The sequence below is a fragment of the Pseudomonas sp. Irchel 3H7 genome (assembly GCF_900187605.1).
In the GTDB taxonomy this organism is placed as follows: Bacteria; Pseudomonadota; Gammaproteobacteria; order Pseudomonadales; family Pseudomonadaceae; genus Aquipseudomonas.
In genome coordinates this window covers 13852-36860 of record NZ_FYEA01000007.1, presented here as the reverse complement: position 1 = coordinate 36860, position 23009 = coordinate 13852, and the positions used below count along the sequence as shown (strand labels likewise).

Sequence of the window (23009 nt, the reverse complement as noted above, 5' to 3'; positions counted from 1 at the left end):
TACGAACTTGAATCGCCGGGCCTTGCTGCGGGTGCAGTCGGGCGTCATCAGCTAACTCCATTCACTGGCGAGTATAGACAGCGACGGGAAATTGCAATGTGCACACGTAAATCAACTGAAACAGCCGGTACTTGCGTTCAAGGGCACGAATGGAGAAGGATGCAGACGAGTGGTGGCAAACCGATATAACGCAGGCGCATCAAGGATGAAATAATTATGACAAATGCGTCTTAGCATTTTTCGTAAGCCAGCTAACTTATGTCTTCCCTATTTCATTGCCTTGTTTCCTGGAGTTTTCATGAACACCGCCGCATTGCGCGAGCAGATCCAAAAAGCCCAACAACACGAAAAAGACACCGGCCTGCTGACCCGTCAGTTGGAGAGCAAGCTGCCTCATTTACACCCGGCGATCCAATTGCCGGAAGCCGACGCCAACGGTGTGCTGACGCGTTTTGTCGCCGCCTACATTGATGAAGTGCCAGACCTGCTGGATGCAGCCAATGAAGTCGCCAGGGAAGCGGGAATCGAATCGCAGATCAAACCGGTGCTGAAAATCGCCGAGCAGTATTTCCTCCAGCCGCCAGCCATCATGGCCGGGCACGTTGGCCTGGATAGCCTGCTGGATGAAGCCTATCTGGCGCACCGTTTTGTCGAAGAGGTCAACGACCTGTACATCAAGCATTTCGGCCAGCCACTGATCCCCTTGGACATGACGGTCGCCAACTTGATTGCTCACCAATTGATCGGTGAGGAATTTGCCAACCAACTGGACGAAGCGGTGCATCACGCGATCGACGAAATGCTCAACGACGAAAGTTTTGCGCTGGAATCGGTAGAAGCCTACCGCGAAAAACTCAGCAGCCCGGACACCGGCGCCGCGTGGAAACGCTGGCCGTGCATGAGCCGCCGACTGGGTGTGGGCCTGGAACTGGACCAGCCTGCCGCGTAATCCTGAGCGACACCCAAATACCTGTGGGAGCTGGCTTGCCAGCGATAGCGGTGGATCAGTCAGCATTGTCAGTGACTGACACTCCGTCTTCGCTGGCAAGCCAGCTCCCACAGGGTTTTTGTTCAGGCGGGAAGATTTAGCCGGCGGCGCCGATACCGGTAGTAGTTCGAATCCGTCCCTCAAGCCTGCGCTTCAACCCACGCGACTCAATCAACAGCTTCGAGCCCTTCGCCGCATTCGCCCGGCCCCACTCTTCCAGCAACTCCAGACACGAATGGTCGATGTAGCTCAGGTTATTGAGCGGCACATGCACCGTCGTCCCCTGCGGAATACTGCCCAGCACTTGCGTCAACGCCGGCACCTTGAGGAATGTCGCCGCACCGACCAGACGCAACTCCATCTCACCATCCTGTGGCAGATCGATCAGGCTGATCTTCAACCGCGACGCTTTGAACGCGAGTTTCAACAGCGTCAGACCGAAACCGATCAACACCCCGGTCAGCAGGTCAGTGAAGATGATCGCCAGCGCCGTCGCCGCATAGGTGAACATCGGCATCCGTCCATAACGTCCCAACCCTCGAAACGCTTTGAGATCGACCAGTTTGAACCCGGTGTAAACCAGCACACCCGCCAGGCTCGCCACCGGAATGCTTTGCAGCACGCTCGACAGCAACAACACGAACGCCAGCAGCCACAGGCCATGGAAGATCGTCGAGTAACGCGTGGTCGCACCGGCCTGGACGTTGGCCGAACTGCGCACGATTACCCCGGTCATCGGCAGCGCACCGAGCAGACCGCAGAGCATGTTGCCGACCCCTTGCGCCGACAGTTCACGGTCGAAGTCCGATCGCACGCCGCTGTGCATGCGATCCACCGCAGCAGCGGAGAGCAGCGTCTCGGCGCTGGCAATGAATGCCACGGCGAACGCGGCGATCAACAGCGTAGGGTCGGCCAGACTGAGCAGATCCGCAGGCTTGAGCCAATCGATGGCCTCCGCCAGATTCGCCGGCACCTCGACGCGTTTGACCTGCAAAGCGAGCAACAGACTTGCCCCGGTTGCCAGACCGACACCGAGCAATGCGCCCGGAACGAAGCGCAGCGAATGTGGGCGGAATTTTTCCCACAGCCACATCACCGCAATCGTCGACAGTCCGAGCAGCCCGGCCTGCCAGCCGAACGACGGCAAGGCCTGCGCCACTGCCGCCGGGAATGCCGTCAGGTTATCCAGCCCCGAGGGCTTCGGTGACGCATCGAGCATCACATGCACCTGTGACAGCACGATCAACACGCCAATCCCCGCCAGCATCCCGTACACCACCGCTGGCGCCGTAACCCGAAACCAGCAGCCGAGCTTCAAGCGGCCGGCGACCAGTTGCAGAAAACCGGCAAGCAACAGAATCGGCCCGAGCATCTCGATGCCGTGCTGGCGCACCAGTTCAAACACCAATACCGCCAGCCCCGCCGCCGGCCCGCTGACCTGCAACGGCGAGCCCGCCAGCCAACCGACCACCAGACCGCCGATGATCCCGGTGATCAAACCCTTGGCCGGTGGCAGCCCGGAGGCAATAGCAATACCCATGCACAGCGGCAGGGCGACCAGAAACACAACCACTGAAGCGAGCAGCTCCCGTGGCAACACCGCTTTCAATTGAGCCGCACGCATGGCGATTCTCCCGAAGTTTTCTTCAGGCATGGCGAGGCCGGGTCGCTGAATCAGCGACCGGCGTCAAACCACACAGATGTTTAGGAAGATTTAGAAGCGCGCTTTGGGCGTCGCCACCGGAATCGGATGGCTACCGTCGAGCGGCAGGAAACGGCCCTGATCCGCGTCGTAAGCTTTGATTTCGCTGGTTTCGATGTCGTAGACCCAGCCATGGATGAACAAATGACCGTTCGCCATGCGCGAAGCTACCGAAGGATGGGTACGCAAGTGCTGCAGTTGGGCGATGACGTTTTCCTCGGTGAGGATCGGCATGCTTTCTTTTTCGTCGGCGCAGTTACAGTTTTCATGCACCATGGTTTTCGCGACTTCAGCGTGGCGCAGCCAGGCTTTGACCGTCGGCATCTTTTCCAGGCTGTCCGGATTGAGCACTGCACGCATGGCGCCGCAATCGGAGTGGCCGCAGATGATGATGTGCTGCACGCCGAGCGCCAATACCGCGTATTCGATTGCGGTGGAAACGCCGCCGTTCATCTGCCCGTACGGCGGCACAACATTGCCGACGTTACGGGTCACGAACAGATCGCCGGGCGAGCTGTGGGTAATCAGCTCAGGGACGATGCGCGAGTCGGCGCAGGTAATGAACATCGCCTTGGGCGCCTGCGCCGTGGCGAGTTTCTTGAAGAGCTCTTCCTGCTGTGGGAAGACCTCATGATGAAAATGCAAAAAGCCGTCTACGATCTGTCGCAGCGCTGCATCGGCGGATTCCGCTTCAGGGGTTTGCGCCGACGCAGCCAACGGCTGTTTATCCTTGTCACTCATGATTCATCCTCTTTGGCGGATTAGGGGAGTCATTCCCATGTATTCCGGTATGAAGCCAGTGGCTGTTTAAAACATCCGGGTCATCCCGACCCGTCAGTCACTCGATGAACAAGGTAGCCGCCGAAACTTAACTCAAACTGAATCAAACGCTCTAGAACGTGTGTTCCAGGTCACAAAAAACGTGACTGGGTGATTTCGGCGGAAGGATTCCAACCCCTCAACCATAGGCCAATTGTCGCTAAATCAACGACATCTGGCGACCCGGCGGACAGAAGGCCGTGCAATCGAGGTTATAGCCTTCGCGCTGATTCATGCCAAGACGCTTGATGGCTTTGGCAAAACGCTGCGCGAGCAGGTCGGCGAACACCCCTTCGCCGCGCATGCGTGCGCCGAAACGGCTGTCGTAGAGCTCACCGCCACGGCTCTGGCGGATCAGGCTCAGCACGTGTGCGGCGCGTTGCGGATAGTGCGCCGCCAGCCATTCCTCGAACAACGGCGCCACCTCCAGCGGCAGGCGCAGCATCATGTACGCCGCGCTTTGCGCACCGGCTGCGTGGGCTTCGCTGAGCAGGTTTTCGATTTCACTGTCGTTGATCATCGGAATCATCGGCGAACACAGCACGCCGACCGGAATGCCGGCCTCGCGCATGACCCGAATGGCGCGCAAGCGCGCTTTGGGTGCCGCGGCGCGCGGTTCGAGGATGCGTTTGAGCTCATCATCGAGTGTGGTCAGGCTGATCATCACCGCGACCAGCCGTTGTTCGGCCAACTCGGTCAGCAGATCTAGATCGCGAAGAATCAGCGAGCCTTTGGTGACGATGGTCACTGGGTGCTTATAACGCAGCAGCACTTCGAGGGTCTGGCGGGTGATTTTGTGTTCGCGCTCGATCGGCTGATACGGATCGGTATTGGAGCCCAGGTTGATCGGCGCGCATTGATAGCCCTTCTTTCCGAGCTGTTCTTCCAGCACTTGGGCGGCGTTGGTCTTGGCGATCAGCCTGGTTTCGAAATCCAGCCCGGGCGACATATCCCAATAGGCATGGCTGGGCCGTGCGTAGCAATAGATGCAGCCATGCTCGCAGCCGCGATAAGGATTGATCGAGCGGTCGAAGGGCAGATCGGGAGATGTGTTGCGGGTGATGATGGTCTTTGCGGTTTCGATCATCACCTCGGTGCCTTGAGTCAGCGGCACTTCCTGGTACCAGCCGTCATCCTCGGCCACCGATCGGTTCGGCGCGAAGCGGTTGTGCGGGTTGCTGGCGGTGCCGCGACCGCGAGGCGGTAGAGGATTGATCATTTGGGCAGGCTCCTGATCTGTATATGCATACAGTACATGAGCGGGGCCACTGTGATCCAGTACCGTTCAGCGATGGGAAACTTGCTGACTGGAAAAGTTTATATATAAGTGCAAAGTACAATCCGAGATACATATGCCCCGTTGTCGCGACAAGTTATCGAATATAGTCTTGGTTACTTCTATCGGCACTTGGCCGATAACTAAATTAAAAAGGATTTAATTCGTGTCTTATCTCAATCAACGTGGTGTGTTCTTGCAGTTGATGCTGCCGAATGCTTCGGAGCCAAATACTATTGTTTCCATGCAACTGGCCCGTAAGGAGTTGGGCTGGAATGCCGAGGAAGAGCTGCCCACCGAGGGGCTGGTCGATTCGATCTACGTGGTGGCGGTGTCCAGCGACCGTGGCAAGACATTCACTATTCGTAACAACAAGAAAGATGTAGACGGTGATGGCGATATTGATAACGACGACAAGGCGAAGTTGATTGCATTGGCCAAGGCTTATGTAAGTATCGTTAATCCGTAATTGAAAGTGCAAGAGTCGCAAACAAATAACAATAAAGTCCTGCATGAAAATTCATGCAGGGCTTTATTGTTTTAGAAGAAGACACTGTGAATGGAAGGTGATCAGTCAAGGGCTGGCTGGGCATACACCCTGTCAACTCTGACAGTAGACCGGAATTCTCGCCAAGCCTAATCTCAAACACGCAATCAATCTGAAGGGTTTCATCCATGGCTATCAGAATACTGCTGGAAATTGCGGATATGGATCGAGATGGAAGTCCGGAAATCGCGTTTTATCACTACAGTGAAGACGCGACCGAAATGATGGATTACGACTATTCGCTTTTTGCTTCGTCGTCGCAGGCCAATGGCCGTTATGACTTGATCTCCGAAGACGCCATCGATACTGACGGCGATGGCGACACCGACAAATACGACGAGAAGCTTTATCTGCAGTTGGCCGATGCATTCGTGCAGTTCAAAGGCTTTCAGTCCAAGCGTTGATCGGCCGCTGACACCACACGAAAAGTCGAACCGTGCCAGCGGCGTATCAATCACATCCGTCAGTTATGCGTGGTGACTTGCCCCAAATCATCCCCGGAAGTCGTCTGCATATCGTTCTTGCGCAGATTGGCCACATCCTCAGCGTTAACCGGCGCACCTTTATTACCCCAACTGCCACGGATGAAGCTCACCACATCCGCCACTTCCTGATCCGACAGGCGCCAGGCGAAGCCCGGCATGGTGAAGGTCGACGGTGCCGTGTGCGTCGCCGGCAACGTGCCGCCCTTGAGCACGATGTGGATCAACGAAGTGGGGTCTTCCGATTGCAGCACCGGATTGCCCGCCAGCGCCGGGAACACCCGGGTGTAGCCGTGGCCATCGGTGCGGTGGCACGCTGCGCAGTTGTCGATGTATACCGCAGCACCGCGCTGACTGTCATCGCCATTCCATAGGGCTTTCGCCGCTTTCTCGTCGTACTGATGCGGCTGATCGTTAGGATCACTGGCCGGCAGCGACTTGAGGTAGCGGGCAATTGCGGTCAGATCAGCGTCGGTCATGTATTGCATGCTGTGGGTGACCACATCACTCATGCCGCCGAACACGGCGCTGCGATCGCTGCGACCGGTCTTGAGGAACTGCACCAGTTGCTCCTCGCTCCAACTGCCGAGGCCATCCTTGTGATCGCCGCGCAGGCTCTTGGCGATCCAGCCTTCCAGCGGCGCACTGCCGGCGAGGAAGTTGCTGCCATCGGCAGCGCTCAGGGATTTTTCCTGCATGGTCAGGGCGCGCGGCGTATGGCAAGCGCCGCAATGGCCAAGGCCTTCGACCAGATAGGCACCACGGTCGATCACCGGGTCGGCACTTGTCGTTTTGTAGTCCTCGACCTTCGGCGCAAACATCCAGCGCCAGCCCATCAGCGGCCAGCGCATGCTCAACGGCCATGGAATATCACTGGCCTTGTTCTCTTGCGCCACCGGTTCTACGCCGTGCATGAAGTAGGCGTACAGCGCTTGCATGTCGGTTTCGCTGACACGGGCGTAGGACGGATACGGCATCGCCGGGTACAACGTACTGCCGTTTTTGGCGACGCCATGGCGCACGGCCTGATCGAAGTCTTCGAAGCTGTATTCTCCGACGCCGGTCTTGTCCGGGGTGATGTTGGTCGAGTAAATCGTGCCGATCGGGGTTTCCATTGGCAGGCCACCGGCGAACGGTTTGCCACCCTTAGCGGTGTGGCAGGCCACGCAGTCACCGGCGCGGGCGAGGTATTCGCCCTGTTTGATCAAGCTTTGATCAACGTCGGCCGCATGAGTGGAGGCACTGCCGAGCAGCGCCAGGGTCGCGATAACGAGATTTTTCATGGTCATCGCTCCTTAAGCCTGAACCAGCGGGCCGGGGTTTTTCAGGTACTGCTCGCGGATTGCCTTCGCCGACCAGTAGGTCAGTGCGGCAACCAGGCCGGTCGGGTTGTAACCCAGGCCTTGCGGGAACGCCGAGGCACCCGGAACGAAGACGTTATGCACGTCCCAACTCTGCAGGTAGCGGTTCAGCGCGCTCTTCTTCGGATCGGTGCCCATGATCGCGCCGCCGTTGAGGTGGGTGGTCTGGTAAGAGGCGGTGTTGAAGTGATCGCCGACTTTCTTGCCGATCACGGCAATGGCTTTCGGCCCCATCGCTTCGGCGACCTTGCCCATTTTCTCGACCATGAAGCGGTTCATCTTGATGTCGTTTTCCTGCCAGTCGAAGGTCATCCGCAGCAGCGGCAAGCCGTAGGCATCGCGGTACACCGGATCGAGATCAAGGTAGTTGCCCCGATAAGACTGATGCGCGCCGTGGGCGTCCATCGACACCTGGTGGGTGTAGTAATCGGCGGTCGCGCGTTTCCAGTCACTGCCCCAGGCCGGGGTGCCCGGCGGGTTCGAGGTGCCGGCAATCGGCCGGCTGCCGGCCTGGTTGACCCACATCGGCGAGCCGCCGACGAAGCCGTGCGGGCCGTGGTCGAAGTTGTCGGCGTTGAAATCGTCCAGCGCCACGCCGTTGCCGCCGGCGCCAATGAAGTTGTTGGTGTGGGTGTCCTTGTCGAAGAACGCCTTGATGGTCGCCATGTTCTGGTAGGCGAAGTTACGCCCGACCACGCCTTCGCCGCTGATCGGGTCGTACGGCTTGCCGATGCCGGAGAGCAGCATCAGACGCACGTTGTGCAACTGGAACGCGCCGAGAATCACCAGATCCGCCGGTTGCTCGATCTCGCGACCCTGGCCGTCGATGTAGGTCACGCCGGTGGCTTTGGATTTCGTGCTGTCGAGGTTGACCCGCAGCACGTGCGAGTTAGGTCGCAACTCGAAATTCGGCAAAGGTTTCAGCGCCGGCAGAATGTTCACGTTTGGCGAAGCCTTGGAGTACATGTAGCAGACATAACCGCTGCAAAAACCGCAGAAGTTGCACGGGCCCATCTGCGCACCGTAAGGATTGGTGTACGGCCCGGAGGTGTTCGCGGACGGCAGGTTGTAGGGTTTGTAACCGACTTCTGTCGCCGCTTTACCGAACAGCTGTGCGGATACCGTGTTCTTCTGCGCCTCCAGCGGAAACGGGTTGGAGCGATCCGGTGCGTACGGGTTGCCGCCCTTGCCTTGACCGACCAGTTGGCCCTTCACGGTCCAGGCCTGGCCCGAGGTGCCGAAGACTTTTTCGGCGAAATCGAAGAACGGCTCCAGTTCTTCATAGCTGACGCCGAAGTCCTGGATAGTCATGTCCTTGGGGATAAAGCTTTTGCCGTAGCGCTCTTCGTAATGGCTGCGCATGCGCAATTCGATCGGGTCGACGCGAAAGTGCACGCCCGACCAGTGCAGACCGGCGCCGCCAACACCATTGCCGGGCAGAAACGCGCCCAACTGGCGGTTCGGCAGGGCGATGTCGTTGACGCTGTGGCGAATAGTGACCGTCTCTTTGGAGATGTCCTGAAAGAGTTTTTTGCGCACGCTGTAGGTGAGTTCGTCGATCACCTGGGGATAGTTGCCGTCGGGGTAGGTGTCCTGCATCGGCCCGCGCTCCAGCGCCAGCACGTTGAGACCCGCTTCGGTCAGCTCCTTGGCCATGATCGCGCCGGTCCAGCCAAAACCAACGATGACTGCGTCAACCTTCTTCATTACCGTTGCCATGCTTACGCCCTCTCGCCGCGAATCGAAACTGCCGGGAAGGGGTATTGCTCGTTGCGTTCCACCCAATCCATGAAATCGGCGCGGGCGCCGGGGAAGCCGATCATGGTCCAGCCGACCATGCCTTTGTTGCCACCGTGGATCGGGTCGCAGAAGAACCCTTCCTTGGTGTTTTGCAGCAGCAGATTGAAGAAAATCTTCGCCGGCACCGCATCGAATTGCGGCTTACCCGCTTCAAGTTGCTTGAGCAAATCGTCTCGGGTAGCGCTGTCTTGCTCAGCAAATACTTTACCGTTGAGGGATTTTGCCCACTGATCCGTGGCGGCAATGCCGAGGCGATAGATCTCTTTGGGCACCAGTTTGCTCTGCCAGCCCATTTCCGGCGCGGCGTCGGCATTGAACGGGCCTTGCATGTACCAAAGGGCACCGGCGGCGTACGGCGTGTTCATCTGCCGGTCGATGTATTCCGGCACACCGGCTTCGAGCGCGCCCGGGCCTTGGGCATCGTTGGGGATCAATTGCGCGACGGCGGCATTGATGAATGCCCATTCTTCGGCGGTGAAGTAGCTCGGCTGATAAACCCCGGCATCAGCGCGGACCGGTTGCGGCGCGGGTGCAGTGGGTGCGGCTTCGGGCGCCGCTTGCAGCACGCTGCTGCCCAGACCGGTGCCGGCCAGGGTGACCACCGGGATCAGGGTCAGGGATTTGCGCAAAAACTCACGCCGCGGGTTGTCTCGATTTTCATCAGACATGGTGGTGCACCTCATCAGGCATTAAGGGACAGCCGCTTCTGCGAGCGGCTTGAGGATTTTTCGTCGCGACAACAGCGGTCTGACCCAGGAAAAGGGGACGCGCCTGCAACATCATGTGACAAATGGTAGCAGGCTAAGCTTCTCGATGAACCGATTCATCGGAAAAAACACCGGTTTTCTGAGTGGCGATGAATGAAACAGTGTCCATTCACAATTCTTTGACAAGCGCCTCACAGGGCTTTGACCGCGCAACGCCGAAGCTGCGGCTCCTATCACCGATGAACCCCGACACGGTTACCCCAGCATGTCCCGAGTGCGTTTGTTCCCTGCTTTGTGTTTATCGCTTGTCGCGCTGTTGCACTGGCTGCCAGCCCAGGCTGCGGCGACTGCGACTGCGACTGCGACTGCGACTGCGACGGCCCGTCCCACTGATTGGGCGCAACCGGTCGGAGTGCAATACAACCTGTTCCAGATGTCGCCGACGCTCTATCGCAGCGCATTGCCGGATGGCGGCGCCGTACCGTTGCTGAAAAATCTCAAGGTCGCCACGGTGATCAACTTCCTCCCGGAAGCCGACAGTAATTGGTTGTCCGAGCCGGACATTAACCAGGTGCAACTGCCGTATCGGACCAATCACGTTGACGACGCCGACGTGCTCAAGACCCTGCGGGCTATTCAGTCTGCCGAAGCCAAGGGTCCGGTGTTGATGCACTGCAAACACGGCTCCGACCGCACCGGCCTGATGGCGGCGATGTACCGCGTGGTGGTGCAGGGCTGGAGTAAAGAAGACGCCTTGAGCGAGATGACCCAGGGCGGTTTCGGTGAGAGTGGGCACTTTCGCGACAGTGTCCGCTATGTAATGCAGGCCGATGTCGACAAACTGCGCACAGCGCTGGCCAATGGTGATTGCAGCACCAGCGCGTTCGCCACCTGCTCGATGAAGAGCTGGTTTCAGTCAGTCAATCTGAAGTAATCCACGACCTTCCACGACGTTGCATCGTGGAAGGTTTTCCAGTCGCAGCTCAGTCCTCGGACTTTTTCTTCAGCTTCGGATTCGGAAAGAACTGCACCGCCTGCACGGTCTTGTCCGCCGCAGGTTTGTTCAATGCACTGGTGTTGACCCGCGTGCCCAGTTCTTTCGGTACCGACAGCCCTTGCTCGTTCAGCGTGTCGGAGTAACCGCAGGCCACACATTCACGGTGCGGCACGCTGTCCTCGTTCCACATCATCAACTTGTCCGGCTCGCTGCACGCCGGGCAGACCGCCCCGGCGATAAAGCGCTTCTTGGTAATCACAGGTGCCTCACTCATGCTGCCGCGTCCTCACTCAGGCCGCTGTGGCGCAAGAGTGCGTCAATCGACGGCTCACGGCCACGGAAGTCGACGAACAGCACCATCGGCGCCTGCGAACCACCGCGCGCCAGAATCGCTTCGCGGAAGGCACGACCGGTTTCAGCGTTGAGCACGCCGTCCTCTTCGAACTTCGAGAAGGCATCGGCCGAGAGCACTTCAGCCCACTTGTAGCTGTAGTAACCCGCCGCATAACCCCCGGCGAAGATGTGCGCAAAACTGTTCGGGAAGCGGTTGTAGGCCGGTGGGCGCATCACCGACACCTCGTCACGCACGCCTTCGAGCACTTGCAGCACGCTGCGGCCGTCACCGTGGGTGGCGTGCAGCTCGAAGTCGAACAGCGAGAATTCCAGCTGACGGACCATCATCAGGCCGGACTGGAAGTTCTTCGCCGCGAGCATCTTTTCCAGCAGGTCCTGGGGCAGCGGCTCGCCGCTTTCGTAGTGACCGGAAATCAGCGCGAGGCCTTCCGGCTCCCAGCACCAGTTTTCCATGAACTGGCTTGGCAGCTCGACCGCGTCCCACGCGACACCGTTGATGCCGGAAACGCCAGCGTGATCAACGCGGGTCAGCAGATGATGCAGACCATGACCGAATTCGTGGAACAGCGTGGTCACTTCATCATGAGTCAGCAGCGCAGGCTTGCCGCTGTCGGCCGGGGTGAAGTTGCACACCAGATTGGCCACCGGGCTTTGCAGCACGCCGTCGACAGTGCGGCGACGGTCACGGGCGCCGTCCATCCATGCACCGCCACGCTTGTTGGCGCGGGCATAGAGGTCGAAGAAGAAGCGGCCGACGTGCTGGCCGTTTTCTTTGATTTCAAACAGGCGCACGTCCGGGTGCCAGGTATCGAAGCCTTTCTGCTCGGCGATTTCGATGCCGTACAGGCGCTGAACGATGGCAAACAGACCGCCCAGCACTTTGTCGATCGGGAAGTAGGCGCGCAGGGTTTCCTGGGCGACGCTGTAGCGTTGCTCACGCAGTTTCTCGCCGTAGAAACCGCTGTCCCAGCTTTGCAGGTCTGCGCAGCCCTGTTCGGCGGCGTAGGCGCGCAGCTGTTGCAGATCCTGTGCGGCAAACGGCTTGCTGCGCTTGGCCAGATCACGCAGGAAGCTCAGCACCTGATCGCTGGACTCGGCCATTTTCGTCGCCAGGCTCAGCTCGGAGAAGCTGGCGAAACCCAGCAGCTTGGCCAGCTCCTGACGCAGGTCGAGGATCTCTTCCATCACCGGGCCATTGTCGTTCTGACCGGCGTTCGGGCCTTGATCCGAGGCGCGGGTGCAGTAGGCGGCGTAGACTTCTTCGCGCAGTGCGCGGTCTTGCGCGTAGGTCATCACCGCGTAATAGCTTGGGAATTCCAGGGTGATCAGCCAGCCGTCGAGGCCTTTGGCCTGTGCGGCGGCCGCCATCTGCGCCTTGGCCGAATCGGTCAGGCCGGCGAGGGCGGCTTCGTCGGTGACGTGCTTGGTCCACGCCTGCGTGGCGTCGAGCAGTTGATTGGAGAAGCGGCTGCCCAGCTCGGACAGTTTGCTCTGCACTTCGGCATAGCGCTTTTGCTCGGCTTCCGGCAGGTCGATACCCGACAGACGGAAGTCACGCAGGGCGTGTTCCAGAATAGTCTTTTGCGCCACGTCGAAGCCGGCGGCTTCCGGGCTGTTGGCCAGCGCTTCATAAGCCTGGAACAGTTCGCGGTTCTGGCCCATCTCGGTGGAGTAGGCGCTCAGGGCCGGCAGGCACGACTCGTAGGCTTCGCGCAGTTCGGCGCTGTTGCACACGGCGTTGAGGTGGCTGACCGGGCTCCAGGCAGCGCCGAGGCGATCATTGAGTTCGTCCATCGCCAGTACCAGCCCGGCCCAGGTTGGGTTCTGAACCTGAGTCTTGAGGATTTCGGCGATGGCGGCGCGGTTGTCGGCCAGGATGGTTTCAATGGCTGGCAGGACGTGTTCGGCACGGATCGTGGAGAACGGTGGCAGGTCGTAGGACTGCAGCAGAGGGTTGTTCACGCTCACGGTTGGCACCTTGGCTGGGGAAACATTGCCCCATCTTAATTACAATCGGCATTCACCGCAGCTATCGGCGACAGAGAGAGAAATTATCGTGTCCGTTCGCAAGTACCAGAATCACACCCCACGCCTGTGCAAGGGCGCGTTTGTCGATGGCTCGGCAGTGGTCATCGGCGACGTCGAAATCGGCGAAGACAGCTCGGTCTGGCCGTTGACCGTGATCCGCGGCGACATGCACCGCATCCGCATCGGTGCGCGCACCAGCGTCCAGGACGGTTGCGTGCTGCACATCACCCATGCCGGTCCGTTCAATCCGGACGGTTTCCCGCTGCTGATCGGCGATGACGTGACCATCGCCCATAAAGTGATGCTGCATGGTTGTACCGTCGGTAGCCGCGTATTGATCGGCATGGGCAGCATTGTCATGGATGGCGCGGTGGTCGAAGACGATGTGATCATCGGTGCCGGCAGCCTGGTGCCGCCGGGCAAACGGCTGCAAAGTGGCTTCCTTTATGTCGGCAGCCCGGTAAAACAGGTGCGGGAACTCACCGACAAGGAAAAAGCCTTCTTCACCTACAGCGCGGCGAACTACGTGAAACTCAAGGACCTGCATCTGGCCGAAGGCTACGACCAGCTCTGAATCGCCTTACACCTGCTCAGGATTTCTCATGCATTACCAGACCGTACTGTTCGACCTCGATGGCACCCTGACCGACCCGCGTGAGGGCATCACCCGTTCCATCCAGTTCGCCCTCGCCAAGCTCGGTATCGATGAGCCGGATCTGAGCAAACTCGAGCACTTCATCGGCCCGCCGTTGTTGCAGGCATTTATGCAGTTCTATGAGTTTGACGAGGCCAAGGCGTGGCAGGCGGTGAATTTTTATCGCGAACGCTTCAAGGTCACCGGCCTGTATGAAAACCGCGTATTTGAGGGCGTGACGCCCTTGCTGGAAACCCTCAGTGGCCAAGGACGGCAGTTGTACATCGCCACCTCGAAGCCGTGGGAATTTGCCCGTGAGATTGCCCGGCACTTTGATTTCGCCCGGCACTTCAAGGTGATCTATGGCAGCGAGCTGGACGGCACGCGCACCAACAAGGTTGAGTTGATTGCGCACTTGATGGCGGAAGAAGGGCTGGACCCGGCGAATACGCTGATGATCGGCGATCGTAAGCATGACCTGATCGGGGCGCGCAGCAATGGCCTGGATGCGGCGGCGGTCGGTTATGGGTTTGGCAGTTTTGAAGAGTTGAATGCCGAGGCGCCGGCTTATCACTTTGAAACGCTGGACGCGTTGCATCAGGCGTTTCTGCAGCGCTGATCAGTACGCCATCGCTGGCAAGCCAGCTCCCACAGGTGAGTGATGTACTCAGGTTCACCGCTGTCCCTGTGGGAGCTGGCTTGCCAGCGATGAGGCCAATTCAGCCACGAAAGGTCTGAGAGTCAGCCAACGCTTTCAGCGCCGCTTTGCGCTCGGCGGCCGGCAGCTCCCCTAACTTCTCCACCTCCGCATAAAACCTCATCCAATCCTCCCCGACCTTTTTGAACAACGCCGCAAACGCCGGCACCCACTGGTCATAAAGCCCAAACGGCAGCAACCGCGCATTGTTCAGCGGCGCGTTCACCCAAGCGTCGTAACGCTTGTTCCCGGCCCACTGGGTGTCTCGCTTCACCCGATAGTCCCGGCGAAACCGTTCGAACTCGGCTGCTTTGCGTTCGCGCATCTGTTCGGCTGCTAATGGCTGTGCATAAAGCTTCTCCAGCCGTGAGCGGGTATCGAGTACCAACTCAATAAACTGATCACGCTGCTTCAGCCGCGAATCGGTGTCCGCCGGCAACCCACGAAACGCCCGCCACTGCCGCGTGCCTTCCTGCTCGACAAACGAGGCGAAGGATTCGTTGAACTCGGTGTCGTCCTTCACGTAAAAGCGCTGATGCGCCAGCTCATGAAAGATCAACGTGGCCAGGCGCTCATCACCCCAGCCCATCATCGAATTAAGGATCGGGTCGTTGAACCAGCCCAGCGTCGAATAGGCCTCAACGCCGCCAATCGACACGTCCATGCCTTGCAGGCGCTGGATCGCCGCTTCGCCCCGCGCGGCGCTCTGGCTGTAATAACCGCGATAGGCCACACACCCGGCAATCGGGAAGCAATGATTCTGCGGCGTCAGGGAAAACTCCTGCGTGGCGAACACATTCCACACCACGTACGGGCGATGGATGTCGGCGTAAAGACGATAGCTCTGGTTATCCGGCAGGTGCAGATGCTCGCTGGCGAAGGTGCGGGCCTTCTGCGATTGAGCCAGGTGCGCGCGCAGTGTCGCGTCGCGGCTCGGGTCGTTGATCACCTGCTCCACAGGCTCGCGCGCCCGCAGCAATTGCAACTGACCGCTGGCCAACTGAGCGTAATAGCTGACGCTGGCGCAACCGTTGAGCAACAAAAACAACACACCCGGAAACAAAACCCGAAAAACGCGATCAAGTAACCCAAGGCTTGGAAACGGCCTGATCAAAATAAGAAATCCCCCGGAGAGTCTGCCCGCAAGACTATCCCGCCTAAAGGAGCACCGCTATGCGCATATTGATGCTGACAGGGGGCCTGCTGACGCTGGCCGGTTGTGCCAATTTCGGAATGCCCGATCCCGACCCTTCGCAAGCCTGGATCGACCTTGATGCCCGGCAGCAGGACACGTCGTTGCAAGCGCTGAAGGTCGATAGCAGCGTGACCGACGACAAACGTTACTTCGAAGTGCAGCCAGGCAGCCATGAGTTGAAGGTGCGTTATCAGTTTCCGGTGGAGGCGACCAATATCGGTCCCGACGCTGAGCCGCTGTGGCGCGATTGCCAGTTGAGCGTGAAATTCAAGGACTTCAACGCCGGCCAGCGTTATCAGTTGCAGGCCGGCAGTATCGGCTTTCGACCATGGGCCAAGCTTTATGACGAGCAGCGCAAAGTGGTAGGTCAAGGCACACCGGCAGGCTGTCAGCGCACCTGATCGGCGCTATGCTGAGGATTCACATCCGTGGATATTCATCATGCGCCAGTTGCTGTTGTTGCTCGCTGCCGGTCTTTTGGCCGGTTGTCAGACGCCTTTGCCCCCGGCCGATCCGCACATGGCCTGGGTCGATTTTTCGACGCCGACACCCGGCGGTAAAGTGCTGATGGCCGAGCGTCTCGACAAACAGCGACTGAATGACGGGCGCTACTTTCAGGTCACCCCCGGCAGTCACGAACTGCGCGTGCGGTTCGATTTCGAAGTGTTTGGTGGTGGCGGCAGCTTGATGAACGGCCCGGTGGAGCGGCTGTGCTATCTGTACATCCGCTATGACCATTTCGAGGCCGGGCAGCGTTATGTGCTGGAGGGGCGTTCGCTGGGGTTCACTCCGAGTGCCCGGCTGTACAACGCCAAGCGCGAAATCGTTGCCGAAGATCGTGACTACAACTGCATCATGTGAAATGTTTCAGCTGTCGTTTTTCTGGTAGATGATCGCTTTGGTGCCGTTCTCACATGAACCGACCACCATGGCGATGTCATGTTTCGCAGCTTCTTCCTTGGTTACGATTTCCAGTGTATAGGACGGCACTGCTTTAGCCTGAATCTTGATTTCGATCTCTTTCTTGAGTTCTTCGCAGTCTTTGGGTGCCGCAATTACCGAGGTGGCCAGTGCACTGCAGAGAATCGCCAAGCCAATACGTTTCATGAGTGAAGCTCCCTGAGGCAGCGCGCACGGGCGTGCGCTGAAGCTGCTGTCATTGATTCGACCATACTTTTACAGCGAGGGTTCTGACTTCGCTCACAACTTGTGTTGAAGGTTTCAAACCTTGGTTGATCTGCAGATGGCTATCGCGAGCAGGCTCACTCCTACAGGGGATCTTCGTCGCTCACAATAATTGTGTCCGCTGGAGATCAACTGTAGGAGTGAGCCAGCTCGCGATAGCGTCAGACCGGTCAGCGACAAATTAGCTGACCAGCGAAGCGTCTAGCGTAATCTTCGCATTAAGTACCTTGGACACCGGGCACCCTTCCTTGGCCTTGTTGCTCAGTTCTTCGAACTGCGCCTGCGTCGCCCCCGGGATTTTCGCCTTGAGAATCAGCTTCACCGCGGTGATCGCGAACCCGCCATCCACCTGATCGAGGGTGACTTCAGCCTGAGTATCAATGCTGTCGGCCTTCAGGCCCGCATCGCCGAGAATCATCGAAAACGCCATAGAGAAGCAGCCGGCATGCGCCGCGCCGATCAGTTCCTCCGGGTTGGTACCTTTGCCGCCCTCAAAGCGCGCCTTGAAACCGTAAGGCGCCTCTCTGAGGACACCGGTTTCGGTGGAGATCGAGCCAATGCCGGTTTTCAGATCGCCTGCCCAATGTGCGGATGCTTTCTTCACGATAGCCATGTCTGCCTCCTCAAGATCTGACGCGGAAACGCCGCGTCGTCGTAGTTTTGCTTGCAAGGCTTCTGAGGATAGACGCCGCAGCAAAGTTCAGCCCGGCTGAATCGTTGACTTTTTTAGTAGGAAATTTCATCGCTGCTATTGAAACTCGGGTATATGCCCTCATTGCACAAAACACGCTTATGGATTTGGCAGGTTTTCGTTTGCAAGAAAAGCCTGCCTCCTCACTCGGAGACGCAGGTTTATGAAACAACTGTCCGACGTAAAATTTTCCACCCTCGATCTGGTACCGGTGCGCGAAAACGGCAGCCCGGCGCAATCGTTGCGCAACTCGCTGGATCTGGCGCAGCACGTCGAGAAATTCGGCTACACGCGGTTCTGGGTGGCCGAACACCACAACATGGACGGCATCGCCAGTTCTGCGACGTCGGTATTGCTCGGCTATCTGGCTGGTGGTACGTCGACGATTCGTGTCGGCTCCGGCGGCGTGATGCTGCCCAACCATGCGCCGCTGGTCATCGCCGAGCAGTTCGGCACCCTCGAAAGTCTGTATCCGGGGCGGATCGACCTCGGTCTGGGCCGCGCGCCCGGTTCCGATCAGATGACAGCCCGGGCGCTGCGCCGCGAGCGCTCCGGCAGCGCTGATGACTTCCCGGAAGACGTCGCCGAACTGGTGCGCTACCTCGGCCCGCGTACCCCGGATCAGCGCGTGATCGCGATGCCGGGCACCGGCACCAATGTGCCGATCTGGTTGCTGGGTTCCAGCCTGTTCAGTGCCCAACTGGCCGGTGAGCGCGGTTTGCCTTACGCCTTCGCCTCGCATTTCGCCCCGCGCTTCATGCACGAGGCGATCCGCGTTTATCGCAATCACTTCAAGCCGTCGGCGGTGCTCGACAAGCCTTACGTGATGCTCGGCGTGCCTTTGGTGGCAGCGGACACCGATGAGCAAGCCGATTACCTGGCGACATCGGTGTACCAGCGCATTCTCGCGTTGATGCGTGGGCAGAGCCTGGTGCAGCGTCCGCCGGTGAAAACCATGGACGGCCTGTGGCTGCCGCATGAGCGTGAAGCGGTGGGGGATTTCCTTGGGCTCGCGATGGTGGGTAGCCCGCAGAAGATTCGCGCCAAACTTGAAGTGCTGATTGAGCAGACCCAGGCGGATGAGCTGATTTTTACCAGTGATCTCTACGAACACGCTGATCGTGTGCATTCCTACGAGTTGTTGGCGCAGGTGATGAAGGGCTGAAAGGCCAAAAAACACCCTCACCCTAGCCCTCTCCCGGAGGGAGAGGGGACTGACCGAGGTGTTCTTGCGCCCAACATCGACATGAAAACTCCAGTCGTACTCAGGTTCTGAACAACCCCCGATCTGCTCCCTTTCCCCCTCGCCCCTCTGGGGGAGAGGGCTGGGGTGAGGGGGATCAATCTCAAACACACCACAAAACTTTCAGACACAAAAAAGCCGACGCATTCACGTCGGCTTTTTGTATTTCAGGCGCAATCAACCGCGCTTGTAGACGATTTCCTTGGTTCCGCCTTCGCAGGTACCGACGACGTCGCCGCCAGCCGCTGCGCCCTTATCGACAATCTCCAGCGAATACCCGGAAACGCCCTTGGCATCCAGCTTCGCCGCGATCTCGCTTTTCAGCTCTTCACATGGCTTACCGGCAGCAAACGCACCACCCGCAAGGCTCAACAAACCTACTGCCAACATGAACTTCTTCATCGGTCGCACTCCCTGGTCGGATTAAAAAAGGCGGGCATCGAGCGTTCACCCGATGCACTCACCCTGTAGCGCTTTGCCATTCCTATGGCACTCGGCCAGCGCGCAAGTTCAGAAGACTAGACCAAACTCAGCTGCTGGCAATGCGGAAGCCGACTTTCAGCGTCACCTGAAAGTGCGCAGCCTTGCCGTCCTTGATGTGGCCACGGGTGTCGACCACTTCAAACCACTCAAGATGCTTGATGCTCTTGTTGGCTTCGGCCAGCGCGTTGTTGATGGCGTCTTCGATGCTGCTGGCGGACGAACCGACCAGCTCGACTTTCTTGTACGTGTGATGGTCACTCATAACGATCTCCTTGGCGTGTGGAATTGAGACTAGCAGTGAATCTGCACTGTTGATTTCGGTGGCTTTGTGCAGGCGAAGTTCAGATTTTCTGCACTTTCTCAAACCGCTGAAGTCCCAACCAACACACGCCACTCATCACCAATGCAGGAGAGCCACCATGGCCAACACCTCTTTACGTAAAGCCTCGTTGCAAAGCATGGAAGCCGAGATCGAGAGTCTGCTCAAGTCGTTGGAAAGCCTGAAGGATGACGCTTCGGACGAGTCGCGCAAGACCCTCAAGGCGCTGAAAAGCAATGCTGAAAGCGCGCTGAAACACTCGCGCCATCTGCTCAGCGATGCCTATGAAGAAGTTAAAGTGAAAACCCGCGAAACCGGGATCGCTACCCGTGATTACGCCCAGGAGCATCCGTGGACGACTGCCGGTGTTGCAGTCGGTGCGATCGGCCTTCTTGCGGCTTACTTGCTGTTCAAGCGCGGCGAGTGATCGCCTTGGCGCAGCTCGTTCTTGAGCCATTGCGCCAGTTGCCGAGCGCGCCCGTCTGCGGCGCGCTTGGGTAGCCACAACGCCAGTTGCGCCGGGGTTTCACCGAAGCCCCATGGCGCAACCAGGCGACCGGCCTTCAAATCTTCCGTCACCAGCGGCTCCGGTGCGATGGCCACGCCAAGGCCTGCCACTGCTGCTTCCAGCAAGTAATACAAATGCTCGAAACCTTGCCCCAGCTTCAACGCTTTTGCGTCGAGTTCGTTCTGCTGCGCCCAGCTTGGCCACGCTTGTGGGCGAGAAGTTGTGTGCAGCAGCGGTTCATTGAGCAGTGCCGAGGCTGGCGCGGTTTGCAAACGTTGATAGCCGCTGAACAGCGGACTCATCACCGGGCCGATGCGTTCTGCGGCCAGCTCGTAAACCTGCATGTCCGCTGGCCATGGCGGCTCGGCAAACAGCAGCAACGCATCCAGTCCCGGTCGCCGAGGATCAAGATCGCCTTCTCCGGCCGACAGATGCAGGCGCAAGTTCGGTAGATCGGCATTCAACCGCCCCAAACGCGGAATAAACCAGCGCGCCAGTAAGCTCCCGGAGCAACCCAGTACAAACGGGGCGTCGGCGGTACTTTGCGTGAGTTCTGCGCAAACGCTGCGCAACCGATCAAAGGCCTCTGCACTGGCATCGCGTAAACGCATACCGGCATCTGTGAGTTTCAAGCCGCGGCCATCCTTGACGAACAGACTGACGCCGAGGTGTTCTTCAAGCACCTTGAGCTGGCGACTGACCGCGCCATGGGTGACGTGCAGCTGTTCGGCTGCCTGACTGACACTGTTCAGCCGGGCGGTGGCTTCGAACGCGCGCAGGGCGTTCAGCGGGGGAAGGTCATGGCTCATGGTATCTGTGAGTTTTCCTGACAGGTTGTGGCGATCTTATCGGTTTTCAGCTTGGAAGGTCAGGGGTAGAGTGGTCGTCATTGTCTTCCCACCCGAATTCACCTGGAGCGACTCATGACCCAGACTTCGAACACCTCTGATCTGCGTAACGGCCCTGACGCCAACGGCCTGTTCGGCTCGTTCGGTGGCCGTTACGTGGCGGAAACCCTGATGCCGTTGATCCTCGATCTGGCCCGCGAATACGAAGCGGCCAAGGAAGATCCGGCGTTCAAAGAAGAATTGGCCTACTTCCAGCGTGACTACGTCGGACGTCCGAGCCCACTGTATTTCGCCGAGCGCCTGACCGAGTTCTGCGGCGGCGCGAAGATTTATCTCAAGCGCGAAGAGCTGAACCACACCGGCGCGCACAAGATCAACAACTGCATCGGCCAGATCCTGCTGGCGCGACGCATGGGCAAGAAACGCATCATCGCCGAGACCGGCGCCGGCATGCACGGCGTGGCCACTGCCACTGTAGCGGCACGTTTCGGTCTCGATTGCGTGATCTACATGGGCACCACTGACATCGAACGTCAGCAGGCCAACGTCTTCCGCATGAAACTGCTGGGCGCTGAAGTGATTCCGGTGGTGGCCGGCACCGGTACTCTGAAAGATGCGATGAACGAAGCCCTGCGTGACTGGGTGACCAACGTCGACAACACCTTCTACCTGATCGGCACCGTGGCTGGCCCGCACCCTTATCCGGCGATGGTTCGCGACTTCCAGGCTGTCATCGGCAAGGAAACCCGCGATCAGTTGCAAGCGCAGGAAGGTCGTCTGCCGGACAGCCTGGTGGCGTGCATCGGTGGCGGTTCCAACGCCATGGGCCTGTTTCACCCGTTCCTCGACGACAAGAGCGTTGAAATCATCGGCGTTGAAGCGGCGGGTTACGGCATCGAAACCGGCAAGCACGCGGCCAGCCTGAATGGCGGCGTTCCGGGTGTATTGCACGGTAACCGGACTTTCCTGCTGCAGGACGACGATGGCCAGATCATCGACGCCCACTCGATTTCCGCTGGCCTCGACTATCCGGGCATCGGCCCTGAGCACGCGTGGTTGCATGACATCGGTCGCGTTCAATACACCTCGGTGACCGACGACGAAGCCCTCGATGCGTTCCACAAATGCTGCCGCCTGGAAGGGATCATTCCTGCCCTGGAAAGCGCTCACGCCCTGGCTGAAGTGTTCAAACGTGCGCCGAAGCTGCCTAAGGATCACCTGATGGTGGTCAACCTGTCCGGCCGGGGCGACAAAGACATGCAGACCGTCATGCACCATATGGAACAGTCCAAGCAGGAGAAACACTGATGAGCCGCCTGCAAACGCGTTTTGCCGACCTCAAAGAACAGAACCGCGCCGCGCTGGTGACCTTCGTCACCGCCGGTGATCCGGACTACGACACTTCGCTGGCGATCCTTAAAGGCTTGCCGGGTGCTGGCGCCGACGTGATCGAGCTGGGCATGCCGTTCACCGACCCGATGGCCGACGGCCCGGCAATTCAACTGGCGAACATCCGTGCCTTGGGTGCCAAGCAGAACCTGCTGAAAACCCTGCAAATGGTTCGTGAATTCCGCGAAGGCAACAGCGATACGCCGCTGGTGCTGATGGGCTACTTCAACCCGATCCACATGTACGGCGTTGAGCGTTTCATCGCCGATGCGAAAGAGGCCGGCGTCGATGGCCTGATCGTCGTAGACATGCCGCCTGAGCACAATGCCGAGCTGTGCGACCCGGCGCAGGCTGCCGGTCTGGACTTCATCCGTCTGACCACGCCAACCACCGACGATGCGCGTCTGCCAAAGGTGCTCAACGGCAGCTCCGGGTTTGTGTACTACGTGTCGGTAGCCGGTGTGACCGGTGCCGGTGCTGCAACCCTGGAGCACGTCGAAGAGGCGGTGACCCGTCTGCGCCGTCACACCGATCTGCCGATCAGCATCGGTTTCGGCATCCGTACCCCGGAGCAAGCAGCGGCCATTGCGCGTCTGGCCGATGGTGTGGTGGTGGGTTCGGCGTTGATCGATCACATCGCCAATGCGACTACGCCGGCGCAAGCCGTCGACGGTGTACTGAGCTTGTGCTCGGCACTCTCCGAAGGCGTGCGTAAGGCCCGCGTCAGCTGAAGGTAAAGTTCCTGATACAGAGGAA

26 protein-coding genes are annotated in these 23009 nt (G+C 59.1%); 12 read left to right on the top strand and 14 right to left on the bottom strand.

Annotated elements, in window-relative coordinates:
- The first annotated feature begins 298 nt into the window (after window positions 1-298).
- Window positions 299-949 carry a hypothetical protein gene (locus CKW38_RS14490; protein WP_007911722.1) on the top strand — a complete coding sequence of 217 codons (651 nt, stop codon included), beginning with the start codon at window positions 299-301 and terminating at the stop codon, window positions 947-949.
- A gap of 136 nt (window positions 950-1085) precedes the next feature.
- Here the strand turns inward: CKW38_RS14490 and CKW38_RS14485 are convergent, their stop codons facing one another.
- From CKW38_RS14485 to CKW38_RS14475, 3 genes are all read right to left on the bottom strand, one after another.
- Window positions 1086-2612, bottom strand: coding sequence for a SulP family inorganic anion transporter (locus CKW38_RS14485; protein ID WP_007911721.1), 1527 nt, complete (start codon window positions 2610-2612; stop codon window positions 1086-1088).
- A gap of 90 nt (window positions 2613-2702) precedes the next feature.
- Window positions 2703-3431, bottom strand: coding sequence for a carbonic anhydrase (locus CKW38_RS14480; RefSeq protein ID WP_007911720.1), 729 nt, complete (start codon window positions 3429-3431; stop codon window positions 2703-2705).
- Between the two features lie 238 nt (window positions 3432-3669).
- Window positions 3670-4728 (bottom strand): PA0069 family radical SAM protein, encoded by a 1059-nt coding sequence (locus CKW38_RS14475; protein ID WP_095113098.1) that lies wholly within the window; start codon window positions 4726-4728, stop codon window positions 3670-3672.
- A 223-nt stretch (window positions 4729-4951) separates the two neighbouring features.
- Between CKW38_RS14475 and CKW38_RS14470 the strand changes: the two genes are divergently transcribed.
- A complete protein-coding gene (locus CKW38_RS14470) occupies window positions 4952-5254 on the top strand; it encodes a hypothetical protein (RefSeq protein WP_007911718.1) in 303 nt (100 codons plus the stop codon).
- 206 nt (window positions 5255-5460) lie between these two features.
- Window positions 5461-5736 (top strand): hypothetical protein, encoded by a 276-nt coding sequence (locus CKW38_RS14465; protein ID WP_007911717.1) that lies wholly within the window; start codon window positions 5461-5463, stop codon window positions 5734-5736.
- 59 nt (window positions 5737-5795) lie between these two features.
- Here CKW38_RS14465 and CKW38_RS14460 read toward each other — a convergent pair whose 3' ends face one another.
- The 3 genes from CKW38_RS14460 to CKW38_RS14450 are packed head-to-tail and all read right to left on the bottom strand — an operon-like array spanning window position 5796 to window position 9643.
- Window positions 5796-7097: a cytochrome c gene (locus tag CKW38_RS14460; protein WP_095113097.1), complete on the bottom strand. Its 1302-nt coding sequence runs from the start codon at window positions 7095-7097 to the stop codon at window positions 5796-5798.
- Between the two features lie 12 nt (window positions 7098-7109).
- A complete protein-coding gene (locus CKW38_RS14455) occupies window positions 7110-8894 on the bottom strand; it encodes a GMC family oxidoreductase (protein ID WP_007911713.1) in 1785 nt (594 codons plus the stop codon).
- Between the two features lie 2 nt (window positions 8895-8896).
- Window positions 8897-9643: a gluconate 2-dehydrogenase subunit 3 family protein gene (locus tag CKW38_RS14450; RefSeq protein WP_007911712.1), complete on the bottom strand. Its 747-nt coding sequence runs from the start codon at window positions 9641-9643 to the stop codon at window positions 8897-8899.
- Between the two features lie 304 nt (window positions 9644-9947).
- On the opposite strand from CKW38_RS14450, the gene CKW38_RS14445 reads away from it, so the two are divergent.
- Window positions 9948-10616, top strand: coding sequence for a dual specificity protein phosphatase family protein (locus CKW38_RS14445; protein WP_095113096.1), 669 nt, complete (start codon window positions 9948-9950; stop codon window positions 10614-10616).
- 49 nt (window positions 10617-10665) lie between these two features.
- On the opposite strand, the gene CKW38_RS14440 is transcribed toward CKW38_RS14445, so the two are convergent.
- The gene (locus CKW38_RS14440; RefSeq protein WP_095113095.1) at window positions 10666-10953 is read right to left on the bottom strand and encodes a YheV family putative zinc ribbon protein; all 288 of its coding nucleotides are present in this window, start codon (window positions 10951-10953) and stop codon (window positions 10666-10668) included.
- On the bottom strand, window positions 10950-13001 hold the full coding sequence (prlC, locus tag CKW38_RS14435) for an oligopeptidase A (RefSeq protein WP_095113094.1): 2052 nt from the start codon (window positions 12999-13001) through the stop codon (window positions 10950-10952). The genes CKW38_RS14440 and prlC overlap by 4 nt, the downstream gene beginning before the upstream one ends.
- 88 nt (window positions 13002-13089) lie before the next feature.
- On the opposite strand from prlC, the gene CKW38_RS14430 reads away from it, so the two are divergent.
- Window positions 13090-13635, top strand: a complete 546-nt coding sequence (locus CKW38_RS14430; RefSeq protein ID WP_007911708.1) for a gamma carbonic anhydrase family protein — start codon at window positions 13090-13092, stop codon at window positions 13633-13635.
- Window positions 13636-13663: 28 nt separating this feature from the next.
- A complete protein-coding gene (locus CKW38_RS14425) occupies window positions 13664-14314 on the top strand; it encodes an HAD family hydrolase (protein WP_095113093.1) in 651 nt (216 codons plus the stop codon).
- Window positions 14315-14414: 100 nt separating this feature from the next.
- Here the strand turns inward: CKW38_RS14425 and CKW38_RS14420 are convergent, their stop codons facing one another.
- Window positions 14415-15506, bottom strand: coding sequence for an aminopeptidase (locus tag CKW38_RS14420; protein WP_095113092.1), 1092 nt, complete (start codon window positions 15504-15506; stop codon window positions 14415-14417).
- A 59-nt stretch (window positions 15507-15565) separates the two neighbouring features.
- On the opposite strand from CKW38_RS14420, the gene CKW38_RS14415 reads away from it, so the two are divergent.
- Entirely contained in the window at window positions 15566-15988 is a 423-nt protein-coding gene (locus CKW38_RS14415) for a hypothetical protein (RefSeq protein ID WP_095113091.1), read from the top strand.
- A 40-nt stretch (window positions 15989-16028) separates the two neighbouring features.
- A complete protein-coding gene (locus CKW38_RS14410; RefSeq protein ID WP_007911699.1) occupies window positions 16029-16448 on the top strand; it encodes a hypothetical protein in 420 nt (139 codons plus the stop codon).
- Between the two features lie 6 nt (window positions 16449-16454).
- Here the strand turns inward: CKW38_RS14410 and CKW38_RS14405 are convergent, their stop codons facing one another.
- Together CKW38_RS14405 and CKW38_RS14400 are read right to left on the bottom strand one after the other, a co-directional pair.
- Entirely contained in the window at window positions 16455-16694 is a 240-nt protein-coding gene (locus CKW38_RS14405; protein WP_007911697.1) for a DUF1161 domain-containing protein, read from the bottom strand.
- A gap of 259 nt (window positions 16695-16953) precedes the next feature.
- On the bottom strand, window positions 16954-17385 hold the full coding sequence (locus CKW38_RS14400) for an OsmC family protein (protein WP_016983453.1): 432 nt from the start codon (window positions 17383-17385) through the stop codon (window positions 16954-16956).
- A 241-nt stretch (window positions 17386-17626) separates the two neighbouring features.
- Between CKW38_RS14400 and CKW38_RS14395 the strand changes: the two genes are divergently transcribed.
- Complete coding sequence (locus CKW38_RS14395; protein ID WP_095113090.1) at window positions 17627-18628, top strand: LLM class flavin-dependent oxidoreductase; 1002 nt, start codon at window positions 17627-17629, stop codon at window positions 18626-18628.
- Window positions 18629-18883: 255 nt separating this feature from the next.
- On the opposite strand, the gene CKW38_RS14390 is transcribed toward CKW38_RS14395, so the two are convergent.
- Together CKW38_RS14390 and CKW38_RS14385 are read right to left on the bottom strand one after the other, a co-directional pair.
- Window positions 18884-19108, bottom strand: a complete 225-nt coding sequence (locus CKW38_RS14390) for a DUF1161 domain-containing protein (RefSeq protein WP_007911690.1) — start codon at window positions 19106-19108, stop codon at window positions 18884-18886.
- A 127-nt stretch (window positions 19109-19235) separates the two neighbouring features.
- Window positions 19236-19451 (bottom strand): dodecin, encoded by a 216-nt coding sequence (locus tag CKW38_RS14385; RefSeq protein ID WP_007911688.1) that lies wholly within the window; start codon window positions 19449-19451, stop codon window positions 19236-19238.
- A 157-nt stretch (window positions 19452-19608) separates the two neighbouring features.
- Between CKW38_RS14385 and CKW38_RS14380 the strand changes: the two genes are divergently transcribed.
- Window positions 19609-19935, top strand: a complete 327-nt coding sequence (locus tag CKW38_RS14380; protein ID WP_007911686.1) for a YqjD family protein — start codon at window positions 19609-19611, stop codon at window positions 19933-19935.
- Here CKW38_RS14380 and CKW38_RS14375 read toward each other — a convergent pair.
- Window positions 19908-20825: a LysR family transcriptional regulator gene (locus tag CKW38_RS14375; RefSeq protein ID WP_095113089.1), complete on the bottom strand. Its 918-nt coding sequence runs from the start codon at window positions 20823-20825 to the stop codon at window positions 19908-19910. The genes CKW38_RS14380 and CKW38_RS14375 overlap by 28 nt on opposite strands.
- Before the next feature lie 114 nt (window positions 20826-20939).
- Between CKW38_RS14375 and trpB the strand changes: the two genes are divergently transcribed.
- Complete coding sequence (gene trpB, locus CKW38_RS14370; protein ID WP_095049514.1) at window positions 20940-22172, top strand: tryptophan synthase subunit beta; 1233 nt, start codon at window positions 20940-20942, stop codon at window positions 22170-22172.
- Window positions 22172-22984: a tryptophan synthase subunit alpha gene (gene trpA / locus CKW38_RS14365; RefSeq protein WP_007911667.1), complete on the top strand. Its 813-nt coding sequence runs from the start codon at window positions 22172-22174 to the stop codon at window positions 22982-22984. Before trpB ends, trpA begins: the two co-directional genes overlap by 1 nt.
- Window positions 22985-23009 lie beyond the last annotated feature (25 nt).